Origin of the sequence: Pseudoalteromonas sp. NCCP-2140 (genome assembly GCF_023708065.1) — a bacterium.
Taxonomy (GTDB): Bacteria; Pseudomonadota; Gammaproteobacteria; order Enterobacterales; family Alteromonadaceae; genus Pseudoalteromonas.
Window position 1 is genome coordinate 709,171 of sequence record NZ_BRCZ01000001.1, and the last position, 24,586, is coordinate 733,756.

Annotated in this window: 21 protein-coding genes; 4 read left to right on the forward strand and 17 right to left on the reverse strand. The window is 41.6% G+C overall.

The features are described from left to right. Positions 1-197: 197 nt before the first annotated feature. The 3 genes from NFU46_RS03310 to pyrC all read right to left on the reverse strand — a co-directional run bounded on the left by NFU46_RS03310 (position 198) and on the right by pyrC (position 2,843). Positions 198-812 carry a response regulator transcription factor gene (locus tag NFU46_RS03310; protein ID WP_063705929.1) on the reverse strand — a complete coding sequence of 205 codons (615 nt, stop codon included), beginning with the start codon at positions 810-812 and terminating at the stop codon, positions 198-200. Between the two features lie 434 nt (positions 813-1,246). Beyond that, on the reverse strand, positions 1,247-1,456 hold the full coding sequence (locus tag NFU46_RS03315) for a cold-shock protein (protein WP_036967526.1): 210 nt from the start codon (positions 1,454-1,456) through the stop codon (positions 1,247-1,249). A 340-nt stretch (positions 1,457-1,796) separates the two neighbouring features. Then, complete coding sequence (gene pyrC, locus NFU46_RS03320; protein WP_055196831.1) at positions 1,797-2,843, reverse strand: dihydroorotase; 1,047 nt, start codon at positions 2,841-2,843, stop codon at positions 1,797-1,799. A gap of 191 nt (positions 2,844-3,034) precedes the next feature. On the opposite strand from pyrC, the gene NFU46_RS03325 reads away from it, so the two are divergent. Beyond that, positions 3,035-5,404: an EAL domain-containing protein gene (locus NFU46_RS03325; RefSeq protein WP_251599680.1), complete on the forward strand. Its 2,370-nt coding sequence runs from the start codon at positions 3,035-3,037 to the stop codon at positions 5,402-5,404. A 59-nt stretch (positions 5,405-5,463) separates the two neighbouring features. On the opposite strand, the gene NFU46_RS03330 is transcribed toward NFU46_RS03325, so the two are convergent. Further along, positions 5,464-7,743: an acyl-CoA dehydrogenase gene (locus NFU46_RS03330; protein WP_130167080.1), complete on the reverse strand. Its 2,280-nt coding sequence runs from the start codon at positions 7,741-7,743 to the stop codon at positions 5,464-5,466. Between the two features lie 168 nt (positions 7,744-7,911). On the opposite strand from NFU46_RS03330, the gene NFU46_RS03335 reads away from it, so the two are divergent. Further along, positions 7,912-9,762 carry a M2 family metallopeptidase gene (locus NFU46_RS03335; protein WP_251599682.1) on the forward strand — a complete coding sequence of 617 codons (1,851 nt, stop codon included), beginning with the start codon at positions 7,912-7,914 and terminating at the stop codon, positions 9,760-9,762. 57 nt (positions 9,763-9,819) lie between these two features. On the opposite strand, the gene NFU46_RS03340 is transcribed toward NFU46_RS03335, so the two are convergent. From NFU46_RS03340 to NFU46_RS03390, 11 genes are all read right to left on the reverse strand, one after another. Continuing rightward, positions 9,820-10,608, reverse strand: coding sequence for a putative porin (locus NFU46_RS03340; protein WP_062564210.1), 789 nt, complete (start codon positions 10,606-10,608; stop codon positions 9,820-9,822). Positions 10,609-10,828: 220 nt separating this feature from the next. Next, positions 10,829-11,203, reverse strand: a complete 375-nt coding sequence (locus NFU46_RS03345; RefSeq protein ID WP_054561750.1) for a PH domain-containing protein — start codon at positions 11,201-11,203, stop codon at positions 10,829-10,831. Positions 11,204-11,205: 2 nt separating this feature from the next. After that, positions 11,206-12,114, reverse strand: coding sequence for an ABC transporter ATP-binding protein (locus NFU46_RS03350; protein WP_251599698.1), 909 nt, complete (start codon positions 12,112-12,114; stop codon positions 11,206-11,208). Next, entirely contained in the window at positions 12,111-12,929 is an 819-nt protein-coding gene (locus NFU46_RS03355; protein ID WP_105173964.1) for an ABC transporter permease, read from the reverse strand. The genes NFU46_RS03350 and NFU46_RS03355 overlap by 4 nt, the downstream gene beginning before the upstream one ends. A 115-nt stretch (positions 12,930-13,044) precedes the next feature. Then, positions 13,045-14,223 carry a cystathionine beta-lyase gene (locus NFU46_RS03360; RefSeq protein ID WP_251599701.1) on the reverse strand — a complete coding sequence of 393 codons (1,179 nt, stop codon included), beginning with the start codon at positions 14,221-14,223 and terminating at the stop codon, positions 13,045-13,047. A 19-nt stretch (positions 14,224-14,242) separates the two neighbouring features. Beyond that, on the reverse strand, positions 14,243-15,160 hold the full coding sequence (gene nudC / locus NFU46_RS03365; protein ID WP_058585259.1) for an NAD(+) diphosphatase: 918 nt from the start codon (positions 15,158-15,160) through the stop codon (positions 14,243-14,245). A gap of 114 nt (positions 15,161-15,274) precedes the next feature. Next, the gene (gene nagB / locus NFU46_RS03370; protein WP_251599704.1) at positions 15,275-16,069 is read right to left on the reverse strand and encodes a glucosamine-6-phosphate deaminase; all 795 of its coding nucleotides are present in this window, start codon (positions 16,067-16,069) and stop codon (positions 15,275-15,277) included. Positions 16,070-16,279: 210 nt separating this feature from the next. Next, positions 16,280-17,410, reverse strand: coding sequence for a transmembrane glucosamine N-acetyltransferase NagX (gene nagX, locus NFU46_RS03375; RefSeq protein WP_054561756.1), 1,131 nt, complete (start codon positions 17,408-17,410; stop codon positions 16,280-16,282). A 63-nt stretch (positions 17,411-17,473) separates the two neighbouring features. After that, complete coding sequence (nagA, locus tag NFU46_RS03380; RefSeq protein ID WP_251599706.1) at positions 17,474-18,586, reverse strand: N-acetylglucosamine-6-phosphate deacetylase; 1,113 nt, start codon at positions 18,584-18,586, stop codon at positions 17,474-17,476. Next, on the reverse strand, positions 18,586-19,500 hold the full coding sequence (gene nagK, locus NFU46_RS03385; RefSeq protein ID WP_251599707.1) for an N-acetylglucosamine kinase: 915 nt from the start codon (positions 19,498-19,500) through the stop codon (positions 18,586-18,588). The genes nagA and nagK overlap by 1 nt, the downstream gene beginning before the upstream one ends. A gap of 370 nt (positions 19,501-19,870) precedes the next feature. Next, positions 19,871-20,365 (reverse strand): NYN domain-containing protein, encoded by a 495-nt coding sequence (locus NFU46_RS03390; protein ID WP_175082166.1) that lies wholly within the window; start codon positions 20,363-20,365, stop codon positions 19,871-19,873. Between the two features lie 155 nt (positions 20,366-20,520). On the opposite strand from NFU46_RS03390, the gene NFU46_RS03395 reads away from it, so the two are divergent. Both NFU46_RS03395 and NFU46_RS03400 read left to right on the forward strand, forming a co-directional pair. Next, complete coding sequence (locus NFU46_RS03395; RefSeq protein WP_251599709.1) at positions 20,521-21,135, forward strand: hypothetical protein; 615 nt, start codon at positions 20,521-20,523, stop codon at positions 21,133-21,135. Further along, the gene (locus tag NFU46_RS03400; protein WP_251599712.1) at positions 21,132-21,884 is read left to right on the forward strand and encodes a DUF3307 domain-containing protein; all 753 of its coding nucleotides are present in this window, start codon (positions 21,132-21,134) and stop codon (positions 21,882-21,884) included. The genes NFU46_RS03395 and NFU46_RS03400 overlap by 4 nt, the downstream gene beginning before the upstream one ends. Before the next feature lie 51 nt (positions 21,885-21,935). On the opposite strand, the gene NFU46_RS03405 is transcribed toward NFU46_RS03400, so the two are convergent. Together NFU46_RS03405 and NFU46_RS03410 are read right to left on the reverse strand one after the other, a co-directional pair. Then, on the reverse strand, positions 21,936-23,384 hold the full coding sequence (locus NFU46_RS03405) for a DEAD/DEAH box helicase (protein WP_251599715.1): 1,449 nt from the start codon (positions 23,382-23,384) through the stop codon (positions 21,936-21,938). Between the two features lie 174 nt (positions 23,385-23,558). Beyond that, positions 23,559-24,401, reverse strand: a complete 843-nt coding sequence (locus NFU46_RS03410) for an isopenicillin N synthase family oxygenase (protein WP_135924192.1) — start codon at positions 24,399-24,401, stop codon at positions 23,559-23,561. Between the last annotated feature and the right edge of the window lie 185 nt (positions 24,402-24,586).

Below are 24,586 nucleotides of genomic sequence, written 5' to 3' on the forward strand. Positions count from 1 at the left end.
AAACATAAATGTAACATTTTATGAAATCTGAAAGTGCTGAAGAAAAGTGAAAAAAAAATTCACTTTGTTCATCTAAAAAATCTGTTTTGAAGAATTTTTATGCACTCACTACATCTAACCGCTCAAAAAGCAGCCAAATCAGACACTAAACACAAGAATGAGAGAGTTGAAATCTCTCACCGCTACGGGTGAGAGAGTTAAAATACGGCGCGGTCTTTAACTAGCTTAGCGAGTGAGATAATTGAATCAACTTCAAGTTTTTCAAATATTTTCGCTTTGTATGTACTTACCGTTTTATTACTGATGAAAAGTTTTTCACCAATATCTTTGTTTGATAAGCCTTGTAGTAGATAATTCATCACTGCGAGTTCACGTTCAGTGAGTAACTCGTCTATGTCTTTTTCAGACGCTATTAGGTGCTCTTGTGGAAAGAAAGTATAGCCGCGCAAAATCATTTCAACTGCAGAGGAGATATCTTCAAGGCTTTCGGCCTTGTTAACAAATCCTTGAGCACCTAGCTTTGCTGCAGTGCGAATAATGTGTTTGTCTTGCTTAGCAGATAAAAACAATACTTTGCCAGTAAAGCCACTACTGACTGCGCGCTTATATAAACTAAAGCCATCTGAGTCTTCTAGCTCAATGTCTAAAATTGCCAGCGCTACATTATTACTTTTTAAAAACTGCAATGCTTCCTTTTGACTTCCAACAGCTTGTACTTCGTTAACTAATGTAGACTTAGCGAGTACCATTTTAATTGCTGTTGCCACCATCGGGTGGTCGTCTACCAAAAGTATATTGTTTCCTATGCTCATCGATTAGCAAACCTTCATTATATTTCATCAAACAAGTATAAGTTACTCAGCATTTATTCCACATGTGGATAATTTAAGTTTAGCGGGTTATTTCTAGATTGGTGAAAAATAACTATAAACTTTTTTAGCTGCTCACTTTCGAGTTCGATCAAAACTACAAACTAAACATAACGGGTGATGTCATGTTAAATAAATCCTATCGGTACAGCATATAATACTTTAGTTATGGAGAGTAGCTTTTAGGGCATAGAATGCGAAGTTCTAGCTTATTGGCTGATTAATTTAGTCTTAAACAATGCCTTTGGAGGAATATAAATTCGGTACAGTTTATGACTATTTATAGAGAGTTAAAACTTGGGGTTTAGCAGGAGATAAAATGAATTTTTGGTGAAACAGAAACTGTTTCACCAAAATGCTTAGGTTCGCATAATTAATTATGCTACTTCTACGTTCTCAGCTTCAGGGCCTTTTTGACCTTGTTTGATGCCGAAAGATACTTGCTGACCTTCGCTTAGAGTGCGGAAGCCTGTACCTGTGATAGCGCTGAAGTGTACGAATACATCAGGGCCATTTTCTTGTTCAATAAAACCGAAGCCTTTAGCTTCGTTGAAGAACTTAACTTTACCAGTAACCGTGTTTGACATACCAAATTTTCCTGTAAGTCAATTATTAAAATTCAGCCATAATGGCTCTATCCTCCCTGAGTGAATGCCCAAAAAACTTGGGGTAAAGTACAGGAAGAACCAATAACCAAACCGGTAACCGTACAGCCGCACATTATCCGTAAATTCAATACGCAAAAACTCAAAGCAATTTAAGACTAACACATTAAATTGCTTTTAGCTCTATTAATCGAAAATAATTTTAAGGTCAACTGCCTAAACAAAAATATATGACAGTACTATTTATAAACAATTAATTATCAATGAAAAAAGCCCATCAAATAGATGGGCTTTTAATTCTCAATTTGTAGCTTGCTAAAACTTATTTAACTTGCCAATCCATTTGCGCCTCTGCTTTGATTGGCACTACTTCTGAATCACCTAGTTTATAGCTTGCTGGTACTGTCCAGCTCTCTTTTACCAATGTAATGGTATCTTGGTTTCGAGGCATACCGTAGAAGTCTGGGCCAAAGTGGCTCGCGAAACCTTCTAGCTTGTCTAAAGCACCTGCTTCTTCAAACGCTTCAGCATAAAGCTCAATAGCTGCGTGAGCAGTATAAGCCCCTGCACAACCACAGGCTGCTTCTTTTTTGTCTTTGTAATGTGGTGCAGAATCAGTACCTAAGAAGAACTTTTTGCTACCACTTGTTGCAGCACCAATTAACGCTTGCTGGTGAATGTTACGCTTTAGAATAGGTAAGCAGTAATAATGCGGGCGAATACCACCTGCTAGCATATGATTACGGTTATAAAGAAGGTGATGAGCAGTAATTGTTGCAGCAACATTCTCTGGTGCATTATTAACAAACTCTACTGCATCTTTCGTGGTGATGTGCTCAAGCACAATTTTAAGACTCGGGAAGTCATTTACCACGTCCGCTAGAATTGTTTCTAAAAATACCTTCTCACGGTCAAAAATATCAATTGATGAATCGGTTACTTCACCATGTACTAACAGTAACATCCCTACTTCTTGCATTGCCTCAAGTACAGGGTAAATGTTTTTGATTGAGGTTACACCTGAATCTGAGTTGGTAGTCGCACCAGCCGGGTACAACTTAGCAGCAACAATTTTACCTGTTGCTTTAGCTTTTTTAATTTCTTCTGGTGTAGTTTTATCTGTTAGGTAAAGCACCATTAATGGTTCAAAGTTACCTTGTGGGCCCGCAGCTTTAATTCGCTCGTAGTAAGATAAAGCAGTGTCTGTGCAGGTTGCCGGTGGAACAAGGTTCGGCATGATGATCGCGCGCCCCATGTAACGGCTAGCATCACGAACGGTATCAACGAGTTGCTCGCCATCACGTAAATGAATGTGCCAATCATCAGGGCGTGTAATTGTTAGAGTTTGCATCGAATTTAAATCTGACATTGCTTGTTTCCACGGCTAAAGTTAGGGGGATAGCGTAAACATTGAGCAAATAACCTCGCTTATTTACCCAAGTTCATATTCAGGTGCCTAGTTTACACCAGTTCCAGTTTTTTTTGAAAATAACTTTGTGGATAGTTTGATAGTAGGTTAACGTAATAAATTAATACAACATTTCGGTTACCTTTTATTCTATGCCTAAGAGTTTAGACGCTGCTTTTGCACTTGAGGTCAAAACAGACCAACTACATATTATTAATCAGTTCTCATCATCTGTGATGCAATTAGACACAGTTGAAGAATTGTTAGAGTATGTCACGTCAGAAGTGGTAAGCCGCCTAGGTTTTATAGAGTGTGTTATTTATCTAGCCGATGATAAAACTCGCACCCTCAAAGAAATGGCGTCTATTGGCACAGCAAGCAGCCACGATACTTATCATATCGACCGAACAGAAATCAGCTTTGATCAAGGTATTACGGGGTATGTCGCAAGCACTGGTAAACCGTTAATGATTGGCGATGTCAGTGAAGACCCACGTTATATCGCTGATTCTCGCCCTGCTCTTTCTGAGCTTTGCGTACCATTAGTTTACAAAGAAAAAGTACTGGGTGTCATTGACTGTGAGCACCCGCAAAAAGATTACTACAACGATGCGCATTTAGAGATTTTATCAACAGTGGCGCACCTATTAAGTGCCAAGATAAATCAAGTTCGTACTGTAGAAGACTTAAAGCAAACCGTTATGCAGTTAAACGATGCACAAAAGCTAGAGCGTTCGATGCTGCAAATAGCCAATCTAACTTATCAATCGAGCGAGCTAGATAGTTTCTTTGAATCTTTACACGGCATTATTACCTCTTTACTGAGGGCTGATAACTTCTTCATTGGCCTGTATGATAAGCAGCTCGATGTGCTTGATTTGGTGTACATTATCGAAGAAGGTGTGCGTTCTAACGCACACAAGAAAATATCGAAAGAACAATTAAAAGATACTGCATCTTATTACTTATTAAACATCGACCAATCTTTACTTTTTACTAAAGAAGAATTTCAACAGCACATTGATGCAGGTCATTTTAAAATGGTTGGTCGCCAGGCCGAGTCTTGGCTAGGTGTGCCATTTAAAGTAAATGAGCGTATAAGCGGTGTCATTGCCGTACAAAGTTACAGTAAAAGCTATCACTATGACGAGCATGACCGTGCCTTACTTACGTATGTGAGCCGCCAAATTAGCATGGCGATAGACCGTCAATTATCAAGACAAGAGCTTGAGCACCGCGCTCTTCACGACGAATTAACCGGCCTTGCCAATCGCTCATTGTTAATTGAACGCATCAAACATGCGATCCTTCGCCTAGCAAGAGCTGATAAGCGCAATCAACACGCCCTGCTCTATCTAGACTTTGACCGATTTAAGAGTATCAATGATTCATTAGGTCATGAGGTTGGTGACCACTTTTTGGTCAAAATCTGTGAGTTGATCTTAGGTACTATTCGCAATACGGATACTTTTGCCCGTTTAGGGGGCGATGAGTTTGCCATCTTTATGGAAAACATCACCGATAAACAACAAATTAATGATGCTCTAGAGCGTATTCAACAGGTACTATCAGAGCCTCTCAATATTGACGGCCACCTATTGCAAGCATCTACCAGTATAGGCGTTGCCTTTTGTGAAAGCAGTCGCGACCAAGCTTATAAGCTATTACAACATGCCGATGCAGCAATGTACGAGGCAAAGTCATCTGGCCGTGGTAAGGTTAAGTTTTTCAACAATACCATGCGTAAAAAACTTAAAAATCATGCTGATATAGAAAATGATTTACAGCATGGTATTGAGCATGACGATTTTGAGCTTTACTACCAGCCCATTTTTACCATTCAAGACACAAAAGTTGTTGGTTTTGAAGCACTTGTGCGCTGGCACCACCCAAGTAAAGGCTTTGTCTCGCCAAATGATTTTATTCCCGTTGCAGAAGACACAGGCCAAATTATTAATCTAGATTTACATTTGCTTGAGCTTGCTGCAAAGCAAATAGCAAAGTGGACAAGTGAAGGTAAAGCATTTGGCAGAATTACCGTGAATGTATCATCACGTCATTTTGCGAGCCTAGATTTTGTAGCGCAAATACATTCCTTATACAAACAATATAAATTGCCACTTGGCTCACTATGCTTAGAAATCACAGAGTCTGGCCTTATTGGTAATTTAGAGCTGGCTACAAAAATCATAAAAGGCCTTGAGCCTCTTGAAGTAAAACTGTGTTTAGATGACTTTGGTACTGGCTACTCTGCGCTTGGTTATTTACACCAATTACCTATCCATATTTTAAAAATCGATAAAAGCTTTATCGATCATTTAAATAAAGCGCATAACCCCTTGGTTGATGCCATTTTATCGTTAGCCCAATCGTTAAAGCTCGATGTTGTTGCTGAAGGGATTGAAACAGAAAAACAATTGGCAATCTTAAAGCAAACTCAATGTAAGTTTGGTCAAGGCTTCTTAAAAGCGAAACCCATGCCAGCCAGTGAAGCAGAAAAAGTCATCACTCACGGCCTATAATGCTAATATAAAAAAGCCTTGCAAATGCAAGGCTTAGTTTGTTTATACTTTCCAAAAAGTTACAGCTCGCCGGGTGCAAAGTTATCAACGGCTATTGCTTGTTTACGTAGCTCATTGGCTTGATTCATGCGCTCTGCTACCGTTTCATTAATTAAGTTTTTCTCTGCCGCTGCGGCAATTGCGCCCTCAAGTTCAAGGTTTTTGGCAATAGTGCCTTCTTTTTGCCATTTACGAAGTTGCTTAAAGTCTTCATGGGTATCAATCATGGCTAAAAAGGCATTTTCCATGACACCAGTCCCTGCATTTTCATCGACATAACAAAGGTGGGTTAATCTGTCTCTAAAGACCCCAGGTTTGCTCATGTGCTCACACATTGTTTGGGCTAACTCATCACTCGGACGGTGGTAATGATTACCTAGTGGGAACACAATACGTTTCAGTAAGAAATTAATTACAGGATTAGAGAAGTTTTTAAAGAAGCCGTCGAATGCCTGACCAATGCAGAATAACGAATGCTCAACGGCATATTGCACAAATGGTAGGTCAGCTTGCTGACGCCCTTCATCTTCGTAGCGTTTCAGTACACATGAAGCAAGATACAAGTGGCTAAGCACATCACCTAAACGTGCCGAAATCATCTCTTTGCGTTTTAACTCACCACCTAATACTAGCATCGCAACATCAGTACAAAATGCTAAACCACGACTCATGCGGCTTAACTGTTTGTAGTAAACCGTGGTTGCGCCACATACAGGGGCTTTAGCGAAGTAACTGCGTGTTAAACCGTGCACAAATGCCATACCTGCATTACTGCCAGCAAATAAAATATGTTGCAGTAGTAATGAGTCAAATTCTTTTAAGGCAACATCATGGTCTTCCATTGCTGCTGCTTCCATTTCTTTTAAAACAAACGGATGACAGCGAGTAGCGCCTTGACCAAAGATCATCAAATTACGAGTAAGAATATTTGCACCTTCAACGGTAATCGATACCGGGATCCCCATATAGCCATGGGCTAAATAGTTATTTGGCCCGACTTGAATACCTTTACCAGAATGAATGTCCATAGCATCATTCATTACTGTACGACCCATTTCAGTCATATGGTACTTAGCTATAGCGGTAACCACAGACGGACTCAATTTTAAGTCAATCGCCCCTGCGGTCATTAACCTTGCTGATTCTAAGGTGTAAGTTAATCCACCAATACGTGCCAATGCCTCTTGGACACCCTCAAATTGGCCAATCGACACACCAAATTGTTGGCGTACGGTTGCATAGGCTGATGTCATTCTTGAAGCCAAATGGCCAGTTGCTGTACTAAGTGCCGGTAACGAAATACCGCGGCCCGCACTTAAACATTCAACTAACATACGCCAGCCTCGACCAGCGCCCTTTTCACCACCGATGATCCAATCAAGCGGAATAAACACATCTTTACCGTATGTTGTGCCATTCATAAATGCCATGTTTAACGGATAATGACGCTCACCTGTTTGTACACCTTCGTGATCAGTTGGAATAAGCGCACACGTAATGCCAAGCTCTTTTTTATCTCCTAATAAGCCCTCAGGATCGTACATTTTAAATGCAAGACCCAGCACGGTGGCAATTGGCGCAAGGGTGATATAACGTTTTGACCAGTTAAGTTTTAAACCAATCACTTCTTCACCATTATGCATGCCCTTACAAACCACCCCTGTATCAGGAATACTGCCTGCATCAGAGCCTGCCTCTGGACCCGTTAATGCAAAACAAGGCACATCATCACCCTTAGCTAGGCTTGGTAACCAACGCTCTTGTTGCTCGGTAGTACCATAGTGAAGAAGTAATTCACCTGGACCTAAGCTATTGGGCACCATTACGGTGACCGCAGCGGTTAAGCTCTTAGTGGCAATTTTCGATACGATGGTTGAATTTGCAATCGCCGAAAACTCGCGACCACCAAACTTTTCAGGAATGATTAACGCAAAGAACCCTTCTTTTTTTAGGTAGTCCCACACTTCTTTTGGTAGGTCTTTATCTTTTTGCACGATTTGATAATCATCAAGCATGGCTAACAAGGTTTCGACTTGCTCGCCCATAAATGCGCGTTCTTTTTCGCTTAATTCAGGTTTAGGAAAACGATGCAGTTTTTGCCAATCTGGGTTACCACTGAATAGTTCACCATCCCACCAAACATCACCCGCTTCCATAGCTTCACGTTCTGTTTGCGATAACGGCGGCAAAACTTTTTTAAACATACTAAACGTAGGTCGTGTGACAAGATTGATGCGAATGTCTTTCACAGCAAAAATTACAATCACAGCAACCAGTAACAGAATGATTACGGTCGTCATTGTGCAATCCTTTTATTTTAATTAACTGGTTCAAGTATGACTGATCGTGCCATAAATACAACGTAAGCGGCTCTTACCTAGGTTGTTTTTGCCGATGCAGTTTGTTGTTTACTAAGACACTGCTATTATGCATGGGCAATAAATAACAATAAACTTCTAGGGAACGTTATGAAAAAGACTCCATTTAAGCTCAGCATGAGCGCACTTATGGTCGCAAGTGCACTAGCACTTACTGGCTGTAATGATGACGCTGCGAGCACTAAAACAACGACTGCTGAAGTCAAAACAAGCCAAGTAACAGCACAAAATGCTGCTAAATTTATCGCCGATACTGAAAAAGAATTAAGCGCGCTTTATTTAGAAGCAAGCCGTGCTGAATGGATTTATGCCAACTTCATCACCCATGATACTGCGGAACTATCTGCTGAAGTAAATCGCAAGATGACCGAAGCCGTTGTTCGCCTTGCTAATGAAGCTGCAAAATTCGATAGTTTAGAGCTAGATTACGATGCGCGTCGTAAACTCGATAAACTTAAACTAGCGCTTACCTTACCTGCACCACAAGATGCTGAAAAAACAGCTAAGCTCTCACAATTAGTGGCTGAGCTAGGGGGTATTTATGGTAAAGGTAAATACTGTAAAGAAGATGGTAGCTGTTTAAGCCTTGGCGACATGACCGCTAAAATGGCAACGAGCCGTGATTACAATGAATTGCTTGATTTATGGCAAGGTTGGCGTCAAGTTTCAAAACCTATGCGCCCGCTTTATGAGCAACAAGTTGCCCTCACTAATGAAGGTGCAAAAGAGCTAGGTTATGCAGATACAGGTGCTATGTGGCGTAGTAAATACGACATGCCAGCCGATGATTTTGCAAAAGAACTCGACCGTATTTGGGGCCAAGTTAAACCGCTTTATGATTCATTACATTGTCATGTTCGTGCCAAGCTAGGTGAAAAATATGGCGAAGATAAAGTACCACAAGACCAGCCTATCCCTGCACACCTTTTGGGTAATATGTGGGCACAAACGTGGGGTAACATTTACGATGTTGTTGCACCAGAAAATGCCGATCCTGGTTATGACGTAACAGAACTATTAGCTGAGCACGATTACGACGAACTTAAAATGGTACGTGGCGCTGAGAAGTTCTTCACCTCAATGGGTTTTGCACCATTGCCAGATACCTTCTATGAACGCTCACTATTCACTAAACCACAAGATCGTGACGTACAGTGCCATGCGTCAGCTTGGAATATTGATAGCAAAGACGACCTACGTATTAAGATGTGTATTCAACGCACAGGTGAAGAATTCTCTGTTATTCACCATGAGTTAGGCCATAACTTCTATCAACGCGCGTACAACACGCAGCCTATTTATTATCAAGAAAGTGCGAACGATGGTTTCCACGAAGCGATTGGTGACACCATTGCTCTTTCTGTAACGCCAGGTTATTTAAAAGAAATTGGTTTATTAGATGAAGTGCCTGATGAATCAAAAGATATCGGCCTGTTAATGAAAATGGCATTAGATAAAGTAGCATTTATCCCATTTGGTTTATTAGTAGACCAATGGCGCTGGAAAGTTTTCTCAGGTGAAGTAACGCCAGAGAACTACAACAAAGCGTGGTGGGAATTACGTGAAAAATACCAAGGTGTACAAGCGCCTATCGCACGTAGCGAAGCAGACTTCGATCCAGGTGCTAAGTATCACGTACCAGGCAACACGCCTTACACACGTTATTTCTTAGCGCACATTTTACAATTCGACTTCCACAGAAGTTTATGTGAAATTGCCGGTAACGAAGAAGCTATTCACCGTTGTTCTGTATACAACTCTGCTGAGGCAGGTGAAAAACTAAATGCTATGTTAGAAATGGGCTCAAGCCGCCCATGGCAAGAAGCTCTTGCGACGATCACTGGTAAAGAAGAAATGGATGCAACAGCAATCTTAGATTACTTTGCACCGTTACAAAAATACCTTGATGAGCAAAATGAAGGCCGCCAGTGCGGTTGGTAATGATAAAAACGAAAAAGCCCGCATAATGCGGGCTTTTTTATATCATCAAATTAATGATTAAAACTGTAAGCTTACGTTTGCAAAGTATGCATCGTAGTCTGAGTCATCCCAGTTGTTTGCATAACCTGCTTTTAAACCAACGTTTTTGTTAAAGAAGTGCTGTGCACCAAAGCTGTAGTCATCTTCTTTATTAAACGTTACAAATGCTGACGTTGCTTTAGAGAAGTAGTAGTTAGAACCTAGTTCCCAAGAGCTACCGCTATCGTCTGTATCTGAGATTGTACCTTCAATTGTTAGGTAGTTACCTTGTTGAAGATCCATGAAGTATTTTGCATTTACTGCACGGTAATCAAACTCATCGTCAGCTGTGAATGTAAAACCTAAGTAATCAGTGCTGTTAAGCTGGTGATTGTACTTAAGGTCGAACATTACAGTGTTATCGCCGTCTTCTACGTCGATAAATGTCGCTTTAAGAAGAAGGTTAGGATTAAAGAAGTAACCTGCAGACACATTGAATAAATCAGTATCTGAACCGTAATCGTAGTTGCTGTAACCCGCACCAAATACAAAATCTTGTACGAAGTATTCACCACCGATGTTAGTTACATCACCAAAGTCATCATCTGCGTACGAACCAAACACGTTGGTTGTTCTGTTGATGTATTCAAACTGGTCGTATGGACCCATTGTTTTCTTTGGCGCGAAGTAATACGTTGAATCAACACTTACTGTGTCGTTGCCATCGGTGTCCATGTACCCTAAATGGCTGATTGATTGGTAACTATCCGCAGCAGTCGCGGCAGTTGACAGAAGCATACTCGAAATAATAACTGCTAACTTTTTCATAAACAGATTTCCCTATTAACATTGTTTCATTGCTGTTGAAAACTAGCCTGATGGCTAAGTTGGGCACATGCTAACGTGAGAAAACTGAATGGAAACTTAACTAAGCATTTGTTTTTACTTGATTAATTGTAATAAAGTGTCGGCAAATGTAAAGAAAAAGTTGGCCGAAACTTGCGTCTCTAAACCAACTTTTAGTGAAAAAATAAAGCTTGTCAGTACCTTATAAAGCAAACTCGCTTATAATTCTATAAACCTCATTAATGTTATCTCCTGCTTTAAAGTCTTTACTGATTGGCGTCGGATCTGAACCTACCCAAATTTTTAGTTCAGCATCTAGATCAAAATGCCCGGCACTTTCTTTACTAAACTTTGTGATTTTTGAGTAAGCAATGCTCAGCATTTCAACTTTAGAGCCAGTAACACCTTGTTTATCAATAATAATTAATCTTTTATTGGTAAAGATGAACATATCACGAATGACTTTATAGGCTTTTTGTACTGTTTCACCATCAATCAGCGTATTGGCAAGTAGTTCTTCTAAATCATCATTATCGACTTCACTTGCGTTACCCATTAATCCGCTTAATAAACCCATAATTAGCTCTCCTTATGAAAAATTTGATTTTCGAGTGTGTGACCATTCACTAGTTGACGATACTGCCAACCTTGTTGATAACAAAAGTGTAGAAGATTGATATCAAAAGGCTCAGTGGTTTTCTCAAACTCGATCACATATTCTTTTGCTTGGCTCATATAAACATGATGTACATGGGCAAGGCTTGCAAGCTTTGCTTCGACATCATCATAGTTTTGATTTAACTGCAGCGTAATAAAGTGTTTATTATCTTGCGTGCTAGAACGGGCTTGATGCTCACTTAACACCCCTTTATCGAGGTGCAAAACCCCAGAGCATAAACGCTCAAGCTCAGTTAAGTCATGGGAGCTTAAAATAAATGTTGCTTCGTTACTTAAAGAACTTACCAGCTCTCTCACCTCACGAGCATGAATTGGGTCAAGACCTGCAGTTGCTTCATCAAGCATCACTATTTCAGGTGAACCAATTAATGCCTGTGCAATCGTCACTCGCTTACGCATACCATGAGAAAGGTCATCCGGTCGCTGCTTAGCCACTTCTGACAAACCAACCAGCTCTAAAACACGAGCCGTTTCTTTTTTACGAGCCGCACCACTGAGCCCTTGTAATTGACCATAAAAGTTAAGTTGATGCGCAATACTAAAACGAGGATCAAGCTGGGCATCTTGCGGTAACGCAGTTAGCTTACCGAATAATGCCGCATTACCTGGGGTATGCCCCATTACCGATAGCTTTCCTGAGCTTGGTAAAATATAGCCACATAACAAACTGAATAACGTTGTTTTACCCGCTCCATTAGGACCAACTAGCGCTACCGGTGCCCCTTTGTTTATCTCAAAGCTGACGTTATCGAGCGCTCGTTTAGCCCCATAGTTTTTTGACAAGCCTTGTGCTTGAATTAAAACGGTCATAATGAGCTCCTTGCAAAAATTCGTTCACCAGCAAGCAGTAGCACTGCCGTTTGTAAAAGTGGTAAACCTAGAGCCAATGTGATGCCGGCACGTTGACCTGCCATTAAATCAAGTTGATAGCCCGGAAATATGTAATTTAAAACCTCAAATGCAGGCCATTGCCATGTTAGTAAGCCAATCACAATATTACCGCCAGCAAAGAACAAAATAGCCAATACAAATGCAAGACGCGATGAACGGGCAAACGTGTTCAAAAAGCTCATCAAGGCAATAAATGGCATAACCGCAACAAGCAAATAAAATAACAACATAAAGCTTCGCGATAAGCCAGAAAGCAGCAAACTTGGCTCACGATAACCGAGCATTGCAACGGTTGCCATCAAGGTAACAAACAACAATGCCGCTAAAATGAGTAACTGCCCTAAAAAGCGACCAATAATAATTTCTGAACGAGTCGCTCTAAGTGATAAAAAGCGTAACGTACCTCGTTGTCTGTCGCCCACTGTTTGATCACTACATAAAAACAAACAAAAACTTGGGAAACTAAATAAGGCAATCAGCCAATACACAGCCAGTTCAGATTCAGGCCAATCAAGCAATTTACTGATGCCAATGGCGCCAAATGCTTGTCTAGCAAAGTCGGCAAAATCAGGTGAGCTAATCAAGGTCACAGATTGGGCAATGGGATAGCGTAAAATAAGTAGCCAACAAATGGCAAAAGCGGCAACCGCCAACAAACCACGTTTGGTCAGAAATAGTCGTACCAGCTCAAATTGGGCAATTTGTGCAAGACGTTTAGGATGTAACTGCGTCACTCATAATCCTTAATGAATTTTATTATTAGAATTACACTAAGTTGAAACAGCTTGAATTACCAGAAAAAAAAGACCCGACAAGCGGGTCTTATGTAACAAAGTATAAACTTTTAACCTAGAGGTGGCTTTCGTACACTGCAAGCGCTTGGTCAAGGTCGGCTAGTAAATCAGCCACATCTTCAAGACCAATGTGAAGTCTTATTACTGGACCTTGCGACCAACCTGTTTCAGAGCGAAGCCCTTTCATGCTCAGGTTTGCCGTGACTAAGCTCTCATAACCCCCCCAAGAAAAGCCCATTTTAAAATGGTGTAGGTTGTCTAAAAACGCATCAATCGCTTGTTGATTACCTTGCTTCATTACAAATGAAAATAAGCCGTTACTGCCATCAAAGTCTCGTTTAAAGAACTCATGACCCGGGCACGTTGCAAAAGCAGGATGGCGAATATGATCAACCAATGGGTGTGTCTCAAGCCATTTAGCCACTTCGATGGCTGCTTGTTCATGCTGTTTTAAACGCACAGCCATAGTACGCAGACCACGTAGCGCTAAATAAGCATCATCAGCAGAGGTACATTGTCCAAGTAGGTATGAATTTTCGCGAAGGGTTGGCCAATATTTTTTATTGGCAACCGCCACCCCCATCATCACATCTGAGTGACCAACGATATATTTTGTCGCTGCTTGAATACTAATATCTACGCCATGCTCAAGCGGTCTAAAATGCAGGCCATTACCCCAGGTGTTATCTAGCATGGTCATAACACCACGCTCATTTGCCTTAGCAACCATGGCTGGCACATCTTGCACTTCCATGGTGATTGAGCCAGGTGATTCTAAAAACAATACGCGAGTGTTATCTTTAATAAGCTCACTAATCCCTGCACCAATTCCCGGCGGGTAATAAGTTGTTTCAATTCCTAATCCAGCCAGTATTTTGTCGCAAAAATCACGGGTCGGCTCGTAAGCAGTATCCACCATTAAAATATGATCGCCCGTTTTCACAAACGAGAGTAGCGCATTGCTTATTGCAGCCGCACCTGATGGATATAGCGCACAGCCTTCGCCGCCTTCTAGTTCTGCAATTGCTTCTTGAAGAGCAAAGTGTGTCGTCGTACCGCGGCGGCCATAAAATAAAGTTTTGTCGCCTCGTTTCTTCGCCGCTGCTTTTAAATCAGCTACTGAATCGAATACTACCGTTGATGCACGTTGCACCACAGGGTTCACAACCCCTTGTGTGTACGCTTTTTTACGCCCTGCAGAGACGATTTGGGTATTTTTATTTGTCTTTGTCATAATTTGTCCAAGCTGTGCTTTACAGGTTGCGCCAGTGCTCAACCAAAAATCGAGAAATAGAATCTTGTCGGGTTAGTTTAAGATGACTGCCCTGCTCATGCCATTGGCCGAATTCATTAAGTTCAGCACGGCTAAACCATCTTGCATCGTCTAACTCATCTTTATCTACTTGAATATCTTCTGAAACTGCTGTGGCCATAAAGCCAAACATAATTGATGATGGAAATGGCCAAGGCTGTGAAGCGATATATTGAATATCTGTCACCGCAACACCTGCTTCTTCCATAACTTCGCGGGCAACGGCCTGCTCTAGTGTTTCACCTGGGTCTACAAAACCAGCAAGAGTTGAAAAAACACCTTCAGGCCAGCTTGCTTGACGGCCTAGCAAGCAGCGCTCAACTCCATCTGAAAAGGTTTTTGTGACTATCATAATCACCGCAGGATCGGTTCGCGGAAAAGTTTGATGCTGGCAAGTTTGGTTCTCACATAAACGCGAGTGCCCTGCTTCAACCATGTTATTTTCATGACCACAACGACCACAAAACCGGTGCGTTGCGTGCCAAAAACACAAGCCCCTTGCCAGTGCAGCAATCGAGCCTTGTTTTAGCTCAACTTGTGGGCCTAACTTGCGAATATCAACAAATTCAGCGCCATTAAGCATAGGCTCAATGAGTGAGTCTGGAACATGGCTGACATCTAAAGCAAAATGAGCAACATCATGGTCGTCTAAACCCAATAAAATGCCTTTTGATAAATCGAGATGATCCACTTGAGATAAGCGTAAATAACACACTTCAGGACTGTCTTTAACAAATAAACTTTGATTGTTATTGACCAATAACCAGCGACTCTGAGAATTCATTTGAGCCTTTAACCACTTTGGATCTTTACGGCGATTTGATGCACGATCCAATGGCATTTGAGAGTAATTCAGCATGGCATTCCTTGAAAATAGTTTACTCGCTAAAACTACCATAAGCGGATGATAAACCCAATTTATTACAGGCATAAAAAAAGCCCAAACTGGGCTTTTTTATTCTCTCTCACAATTTTACAAGGTCGCTAGGTGCGCTTGTAGTTTTTGGTTCTCAGCTTCAATATGCTGATAGAACTCTAAATCTTCTAATTTACTTGCGGCAGCTTTATCAATGATGATCACCGCATCTTTATGAAGTTGCAGTGCTGAAGCTGGGCATTTAGCCATTAACGGGCCTTCTACCATGGCGTGAACGGCATCCGCTTTACTTGCACCGGTTGCTAAAAGCACTACTTTTTTGGCTTCTAAAATAGTGCCAATACCCATAGTGATTGATAAATGCGGTTGATACTCACCCTCAGCAAAAAATCGCGCATTGTCTTCAATTGTCGCTTTCGTCAGTGTTTTAACACGGGTGCGTGATGTCAAACCAGATGAAGGTTCGTTAAAACCAATATGACCATTACGGCCAATACCAAGTAGTTGTATGTCAACACCACCAGCGTTAGTGATTTTTTGCTCATATTCATTACAAGCAACAAGCGGGTTTACTGCATCACCCGGCGGTACATGGGTGTTTTGTTTGTCGATATCAACATGGTTAAACAGCTGCTCATTCATAAAGTAACGGTAACTTTGTGGATGCTCGCCAGTTAAACCTAAGTATTCGTCTAAGTTAAATGTTGTCGCTTGGCTAAACGAAATATCGCCAGCTTTATTTTTAGCAATCAGCTCTTGATATAAAGCAACAGGTGTTGAACCTGTGGCAAGACCAAGTACCGAGGCTGGTTTTTTTAGTAATTGTTTCGCAAAGATGTTGGCACCATACGCTGCAACTTGGGCTGCATCATCAAGAATCACTATTTGCATATCGTTTAGCTCTAATTATAAGTTGGAAAAAAATGGGACCTAAAACCCAACCCCACGTGCAATCGAGCTGGGTTTTAGATCAAACCACTGCCAGGATACGATGCAGTAGCTATAACCATTATGACAACGCTGTCATTATCCCTTCTAGTTTTATCTTTGTAAAGTAAAAGTGAATAAAAAATTACTCTTTCTGTTAGTGTTTAATAATTATCAAACACTAACAAAGATCTTACGGCGATACATCCAATGCAATACCAGCATTTGTACTGCTAATAACGCAATGACCGCCATCAGGGGTTGCCACGCCTCTGGCACAGCTCGAACCACCCCACCAAATACGCTTTGGCTTACATAGCCCCAATTCACAAGACTTGACGCTAAATAAATAATAATCGAGTTTGCACCTATGATCACAAATGGATACGCAGCGCGTTGCCCCGGTAAAATATCAACCAGTGCATAAAAAACGGCGAGCAATATGGCACTCCAGCCAACGGTTACAAGCACAAATGAGCTGGTCCAAAGTTCTTTATTTACTGGGAACTGTAAATCCCATAACCAACCTAAACACACACTTACCACACCTGCTGCGAACAATAAGGCGGTCATTTTCCACTCGCCAATTTGCTGAGCACGAGCCACTAGTTGACCTGCAAACACACCCATTAATGCATTGACTATCGCAGGGATATTCGACAACACACCTTCTGGATCTACTACACGGTTTTGATAACTAATCCCCGGCAGTAAGTGTGCATCAAACCATGCATTCCAACTCCCTGCTGCTGAAAGGTCACCAGCACTGCCACCCGGCACTGGAACAAAACAAAGTAGTAACCAATAACCCACTAAAATAGCCGCAGCGGTAATAATTTGTGTTCGTAAACTAGTATGCCAAACCAACATTGCACAGAAGAACCATGCAATAGCGATGCGGCCAAGCACACTGGCATAGCGAATTTCATCTAACGCCATCGGCATCCCTGTGCCCCAGCCGTGGTTATACAAAATACCTAATAAACACAATAGTAAAAGACGTTTACCCGCCTTGCGGTAATACACTTTGCGCTCATCAAACGGTAAATGGTCAATGCGTTTCGGGGCTAGCCCCATCGCCACACCCGATAAAAATATAAATAATGGGAAAATCAGATCGTAAAATGTGAAGCCATGCCAAACGCTGTGCACGGTGTGTGCTTCAAAAACTTTCCAGCCAGTCCAGCCTGTTAAAACGAAGAGCGCTGCGAATAGTGACTGTCCGCCTAATATCCAAAACATATCCATGCCGCGCAGTGCATCCAGCGATGCCAAACGTTTTCTTGTTGGTTGTGTTGTTGTCATTGTATTACCTTAAATAGAAAAAGCCCCGCGATACAACGGCGGGGTTTTTACCAGGGAAGCTTGTTATAGCGCTTTTCCAGCAATAAAGGTGGCTTGTACATTTTGCTGTTCGTCTAACACCACAAAGTCAGCGTCAAACCCGCTCAGTAAGCGACCTTTTTTATGTAAACCTAAATATTGTGCAGGATAAAGTGATGCCATACGTAAGCTCTCAGCAAGGCTAACATCCAATGTGTTCACTGTGTTGCGCACCGCACTTGCCATATCAAGTACGCTGCCTGCTAATTCACCGGTCGTTGAATTTAATCGATCGCCAGTACGAATAACTTTACGACCATCAAAGAAATCAAACTCCATATCGTCAGTCCCTACAGGTGGCATTGCATCTGTGACTAACATAATTTTTCCGCGCTGTTTGCTGCGAATTGCTAATTTTGCTGATGTTGGATGTACATGGTGACCATCGACAATTAAACCGCACCAGCTGTTATCATCCCAAAGTGCAGCACCCACAACACCCGGCTCTCGTGATGTAAATGCTGACATGGCATTAAATAAGTGGGTAAAACCATCAGCCCCTGCCGCAAGTGCTGCATTGGTGGTCGCAAAGTCTGCATTGGTGTGGCCAATACATACTTTTACACCACACTCAACCAAGCGCGCGATATCATCAGCACTGACATTCTCAGGTGCTAAGGTAACCATTTTAATGCCTAAGTCTTGGCGGGCATAAATCGCAAATTCTTGTTCTGTAATAGGACGAATGAATTGCTCGCTGTGGGTGCCTTTTTTCCCTAATGAAAGGTGCGGGCCTTCGAAGTGCACACCCATTACGCCCGGAACACCTTCAGCAATTGCTTGTGCAGTGGCATCGGCCGCTTTTGCCATGACTTCGACTTGGTCAGTGATCAGGGTTGGCATAATAGCAGTTGAACCAAACTTACCATGTGCTTTGGCTATTCTATCTAAGCAATCTGGCGTTTGTTCAGCGTTAAAAAACGCCCCGCCACCGCCATTCACTTGTACATCAATAAAACCGGGGGCCACTAAACCCGTTAATGCAACGGCATTAGCATCTGCTTCAACACGCTTAAACACACCATTATCGACGCTAAAATACACGTCAGATAAAAATTCGTCACCGGTAAACAATGAACTTGCATGATAAATCGTCATTACAAACTTACCTCTTGGTTTTGTTCAAGCACAGATTGCTGAGCAAAATACACCGCGCCCATTTCTGGTGGTTGAATAGGAGATTCAACGCGTTTCGCAATATCCTCTGCAAGCCACTTATTTAATGGCTCAGCTAAGCCACCAATCATAGATAAACGTGGCGGGTTATTCTCTAATAAACGCTGAGCTAATTTACTAACGTAATCTGCACCCTCTTTAACAATCGAAACCGCAACTTTGTCATTGTTATTGGCTGCTTCAAATACATAGCGGGCTAATTTGGCAAAACTACTCGAAGGCTGACCAGACATTTTCTCAACAATCGCCATTGCATTGTCAGCTGCAAAATGCTCGGTGATCACGTTAGTCAGATTTGTTGATTCGCCTAGGCCATCAAGGTCTAACAAGGTCGCTTTTATTGCTTCAAGACCCATCCAGGCACCACTGCCTTTATCGCCTAGAGCAAAGCCATGACCGCCAAAGTTAGTTGTGCGACCATTTACACATGAAAAACCACATGAGCCAGTGCCTGTGATGATCACCGCACCATCACTCCCTTCGTGTGCGCCGATACAGGCTGTGTGTAAGTCAGTGGTGAGGAACATTTGTTTAAATGGATGCTCCCATTCCATAATCTTGTCGTACAAGCTTGGTAGGTTTACGCCTGCTAAACCTAAGCCGGCATAAAGCTGATGAACGGTTTCAAGCGGTAAACTCGCATCACGAAGTGCTAATTGTGTTGAGACCATAATTGATTCGAGAGTACGTTCCAAACCATGTAATGGATTTGCAGGACCACCTAGGCCAGTTCCTAATACACCTTGTTTAACAGAGTAGATAGTTGCTCGACATTTCGTTCCGCCACCATCGATACCAATAAACAATTGGTCCTCATTCACACTCTTCGCCATCATTTAACGACCCCTAGCCTTCGTTTAGTTTTTGTCTAAATCGCATTATTTTTCTTATCAGAATGCGAAATCATCTCAACCTTTGTTGATTTAATGTTACACAACAAATGACAGCGTTGTCATTATATTTTTTATAAAAATTCGTATAACTTTCATATTTATTTTTAATTTATTGAATTAAAACGCTTTATTTAACAGACAAGAAAATTAGAAACCACATCAACAATGTCCTATAACACCTTTATTTATGCTTTTTTGCATAATTTAATGCGTTGTGCGTGACTATTCCTTTATTTATCATCAAGTGTAGCTAATGTTAGCTTAGCTGAAATAATACTTTAGTTAAACATTTTATTTTTATAGGAATATTTTTTTACCTTGATAGTAGCAGTGAATCGTCAATACAATGAAATTCAGCAGCAGATTGCTTTAAGATATCAGCGGTGAGGTACTCTGCACCATAGACATCACACGGTAGCTGATACTTATTTGCTAAGTGACCAAGCAATAACGCAAAATCACCATCACCCGAAAGTAATACCATTTTATCGAGCTGCTTAGCATGCTCTAGCATGTCAATGGTAATGCCAACATCCCAATCCCCTTTCGCACTGCCATCTTTGCGCTGAATAAAAGGTTTCAGTTTTACCTCAAAGCCTATTGCGCGCAAAATATTTTGAAACTGCGATTGCTTTTCATCCCCACGGTAAATTGCATACGCAATGGCGCAATCGATTTGGTAGCGTTCGCTCATTTGTGCCCAAAAGGCATTGTAGTCAAAATTTTTCTTGTAGCTTTCTCTACAGGTGTAATAAATGTTTTGTACATCTACAAAAATACCGACTTTTGGCTTATCAACTGCTGACATAACTTTTCTGTTTTTAGTGATTTGTGTCCACTGTAGCATATCTAGGTTGATATTTACGAAAAAGTAACCTAAATTGGTTACATAAAACAAAGTAACCAAATTTAGTTACTTATCGCGATGTAACTAAATTAAGTTACTTAATCTAAGGGATCATAATGATTGCGGTGATCAGCGGTGATTTAATTAAATCACAAAAAATTCCACAACAAGAATACGACGCCATGCTTTATCAGCTTGATCAAAGCTTACGCTTTGTTGCTAAGCGCTTTAACGCAAGCTTTACCATTTACCGTGGCGATGCATTGCAAGTACAGCTAACAGAGCCTGAGCTGGTATGTCATGCTGCCATCTTGTTGTATTTGCAAATGAAGGCAGCCAATTATGAGCTGCGACAAAGCTTGGCTATTGGCTCACTCGACAACCCACGCGCCGATATAAAAACAGCCACAGGCAGTGCTTATACATTATCTGGCCGTGGTTTAGATAACATCGGCCAGCAACGCTTAGTGTTAAATATTGAAAATAACCCCCTTAAAGAAGGCTTTGCGCTTAATATTGCGCTTGTCGAAGTCCTGCTTGAAAAAATGAGTCAAAAGCAGGCTAATGCCCTGTTTTATTATTTAACCGCCGAGAACAATAGCCATGCAGAGCTTGCCAAAGAGCTTAATACTAGCCGAGAGAATGTCACTAAGTTACTCAACCTAGCCCATTATCAACTTATCGAGCGCTTTATAAATTACAGCCAAACCACACTCAAAGGATTGTTATGACCAGTTTTGCTCTATTACTCGCCGGGTTAGTGCTAGGTCACTTACTTGCAGACTTTTATTGGCAGCCAATGAGCTGGGTACACGATAGAAACAACCGTCACTTTCGTGCTAGTAAGCTCTATTTGCACGTATTAACACACGGTGTGACCTCTTTAGCTGTACTCACTCTGTGGGAATACACATACGGCTGGCAAGAGTTCTCTCGTGTATTGTTAGCAGCTGGTGCGATTATGCTAAGCCACTATGTCATTGACTTAGCAAAGTCGTATTCAAATAAAGGCGTAGTGCCGTTTTTACTCGACCAGTTGGCACATCTTGTTGTGATTGTAATGCTAAGCGTTTGGCTTAGTGATAAGAATGAATTTTATAGTTTAGCGTGGCAGAAGCTGATTGCCCTCGATACCTTGTTTGTTATTGCAGCTTATTTGTTGGTGCTCAATCCAAGCTCTGTGTTTATTCGCATGATGCTGGAGAAAATCAATATTCAGATAAACAATGAAGGCAGTATTCCTGCTGCGGGGCATTTTATCGGCTTGCTCGAGCGAGTGTTGATGTTGAGCTTTATTTTGCTAGGTGAATACGGCGGCGTGGGCTTTCTGCTAGCGGCCAAGTCTATCTTCCGATTTGGTGATTTAAAAGAAAGTAGCGAAAAACAACTCACTGAATATGTCATGCTGGGCACTTTGTTAAGTGTCACCGTGACACTCTTTATTGGTGTCGCTACCTTGTATTGCATTAAACTCGTTTAATCGCTCAGAAAAACAAAAACGCGCAATTGCGCGTTTTTGTTTTAACTGTTATTAACTATCCGCAGCGGGTTTACGTCTTGGGCGAGATGGTCCCGATACACGCTGGCGATTACCCGCTGGTTTATTACCTGTTGGTTTATTGTTATTCGATTTATTCCCGTTGTTAGCGCCTTTTTGGTTTTGGCCCTGCTCTTTACCCTTACCCTGCCACTTACCTTGTGAAGGTCGCTTTTGCGATTTAGGTTTTGGCTTTTGTGCAGGTTTTGCTGCACCTTGACCATCTTGAGCTGGTGCTTTTGGCTTTTTCGGTTTCTTTGGTTTTTTCGGCTTGATTGGACGCGTATCTAGTGGCTTTTCAGCAACTGGTTTGCTTGGCTCAAAGCCTGCTTCTGTTGCACGTGGAATAAGCTCACCAATAAAGCGCTCGATGCCATATAAATCATCGGCATCATCAGCTGTTACAAACGATATAGCATGACCCGATGCACCCGCTCGGCCTGTACGGCCAATACGGTGAACGTAATCTTCATAAATATTCGGTAAATCGTAGTTAACAACGTGAGGTAGCTCAACAATATCTAGGCCACGAGCAACGATATCGGTTGCCACTAATACGCGCACTTCACCGGATTTGAAGCCTTCGAGCGCTTTAACGCGAGCGCCTTGCGATTTATTACCGTGAATGGCAGCGCCGACAATATCATCGCGTTCAAGCTGCTTAACTAAACGGTTTGCACCATGCTTGGTACGGCAAAATACTAATACTTGTTGCCAATCATTGGTACGGATCAAATGGCTAAGTAATGCTGTTTTGCGTGATTTATCTACCGCATAAACAGATTGAGCAACCGTTTTAGCTGTGGTGTTTTTTGCAGCGACTGAAATTTCAACGGGGTCGTTAATGAGCCCTTTTGCAAGTTCACGAATTTCATCAGAGAAAGTCGCTGAGAACATCAGGTTCTGACGTTTAGCAGGCAATTTAGCAATGATACGTTTGATGTCATGAATAAAGCCCATATCAAGCATACGGTCTGCTTCATCAAGGATCAGCACTTCTAAATCATCAAACTTAACAGCATTTTGATTGTGTAGATCTAATAAACGACCAGGTGTGGCCACTAAAATATCAACACCTTTACGAAGGCGCATCATTTGCGGATTAATTTTAACGCCGCCATAAACAACAAATGAGCTGACATTTGAATGTTTTGCATATTGCTCAACATTTTCACTTACTTGTAAAGCAAGCTCACGGGTTGGTGCCAGTACCAATGCTCGTACTTTATTACCACCCGCCTTAGGGCCTTTTGACAAGCGCTCAATTAACGGCAGCGTAAAACCCGCAGTTTTACCTGTACCCGTTTGTGCGGCAGCCATAACATCGCGGCCTTCAATGATCGCAGGGATAGCTTGTGATTGAATAGGCGTTGGTGCTTCATAGCCCTTTTCTAAAACTGCATTTACTAAAGCTGGTGATAAACCTAACCCATCAAAACTCATACTATCTCTCTTTAAAAAATTCAGCCGATTCGGCGAAGTGCGCGCATTATACCTAGGATAGTCAATAATGCATGGAATTATTTGCAAACTAACACTTAATGCTGAACTTAGCAGACTAATTTAAGGCATAAAAAAAGCGGCTTTAATGCCGCTTTGTTCTCATATACCCAATCTTTACTTAACACCAAGTTCGCGTAAACGCTCTTGTAAGTAGCTGTCTGCTGTGTAGCGCTCAGAAAGCACAACATCAGGACGCGGGTGTAAGAATAGTGGTAACGAGATACGTGATTTCGTTGACGCTTTACCCGTTGGGTTGATCACGCGGTGAATCGTTGATGGGAAGTAACCACCTGACGCTTCTTGTAACATGTCACCAATATTGATGATCAGGTTACCAAAATCACATGGTACGTCTAACCAACCACCATCCGTTGTTTGTACTTGTAAACCTGGCTCATTCGCCGCAGGTAATACAGTTAGTAAGTTGATGTCACCATGCGCTGCCGCACGGATTGCACCTGGCTCTTCATCACCTGTCATTGGAGGGTAATGAAGAATACGCAGGAGTGTTTGCTCAGAGTTAGCAATCATATCTTTAAGGTCGATAGAGAACTTAGCACGCACTTCTTCTGGAGCTTCAGCTTGAACCCAGCTTAATAATGTTGCTGCAAACTCATTCGCTAAACGGTAGTACTCACGGATTTCTTCTTCTAGCTGTGCTGGAACACGGCCTTTTGGATAAACGTGGTAATACTCTTTAATATCTTTAACGGTAAAGCCTTTTGCAACTTCTGACACTGATGGTGGGAAGTAACCATCTTGTGTTTCTTTTGAAAATAAAAACTCGTGCTTTTGCTCAGAATTAAAGAATTCTTGCCAATTTTTGTAAATAGACTCAACTAATGACTGAGGGATTGGGTGATTTTTTAATACACCGAAACCTGTGTTTCTTAGTGACTCAACAAATTGAGCGGCCGCATCGCTCGCTTTATAATCAACGGTAGGTAAATGTTGCATTTGTCTTTTCCAGTGAATAAGGTTCTAGAAGTCTGTGCTAAGCATAGCATTTCTTCATTATAGCGCTTCGCGAGGATAGAGAAACACAGGCAAAAACATAAGGACTTATGTCCGCCCCACCTTGCTTAGCTCCTTAACTTTGATACAGATCAACTAAGCCTTTAAGTAGTATAATATGTACTATT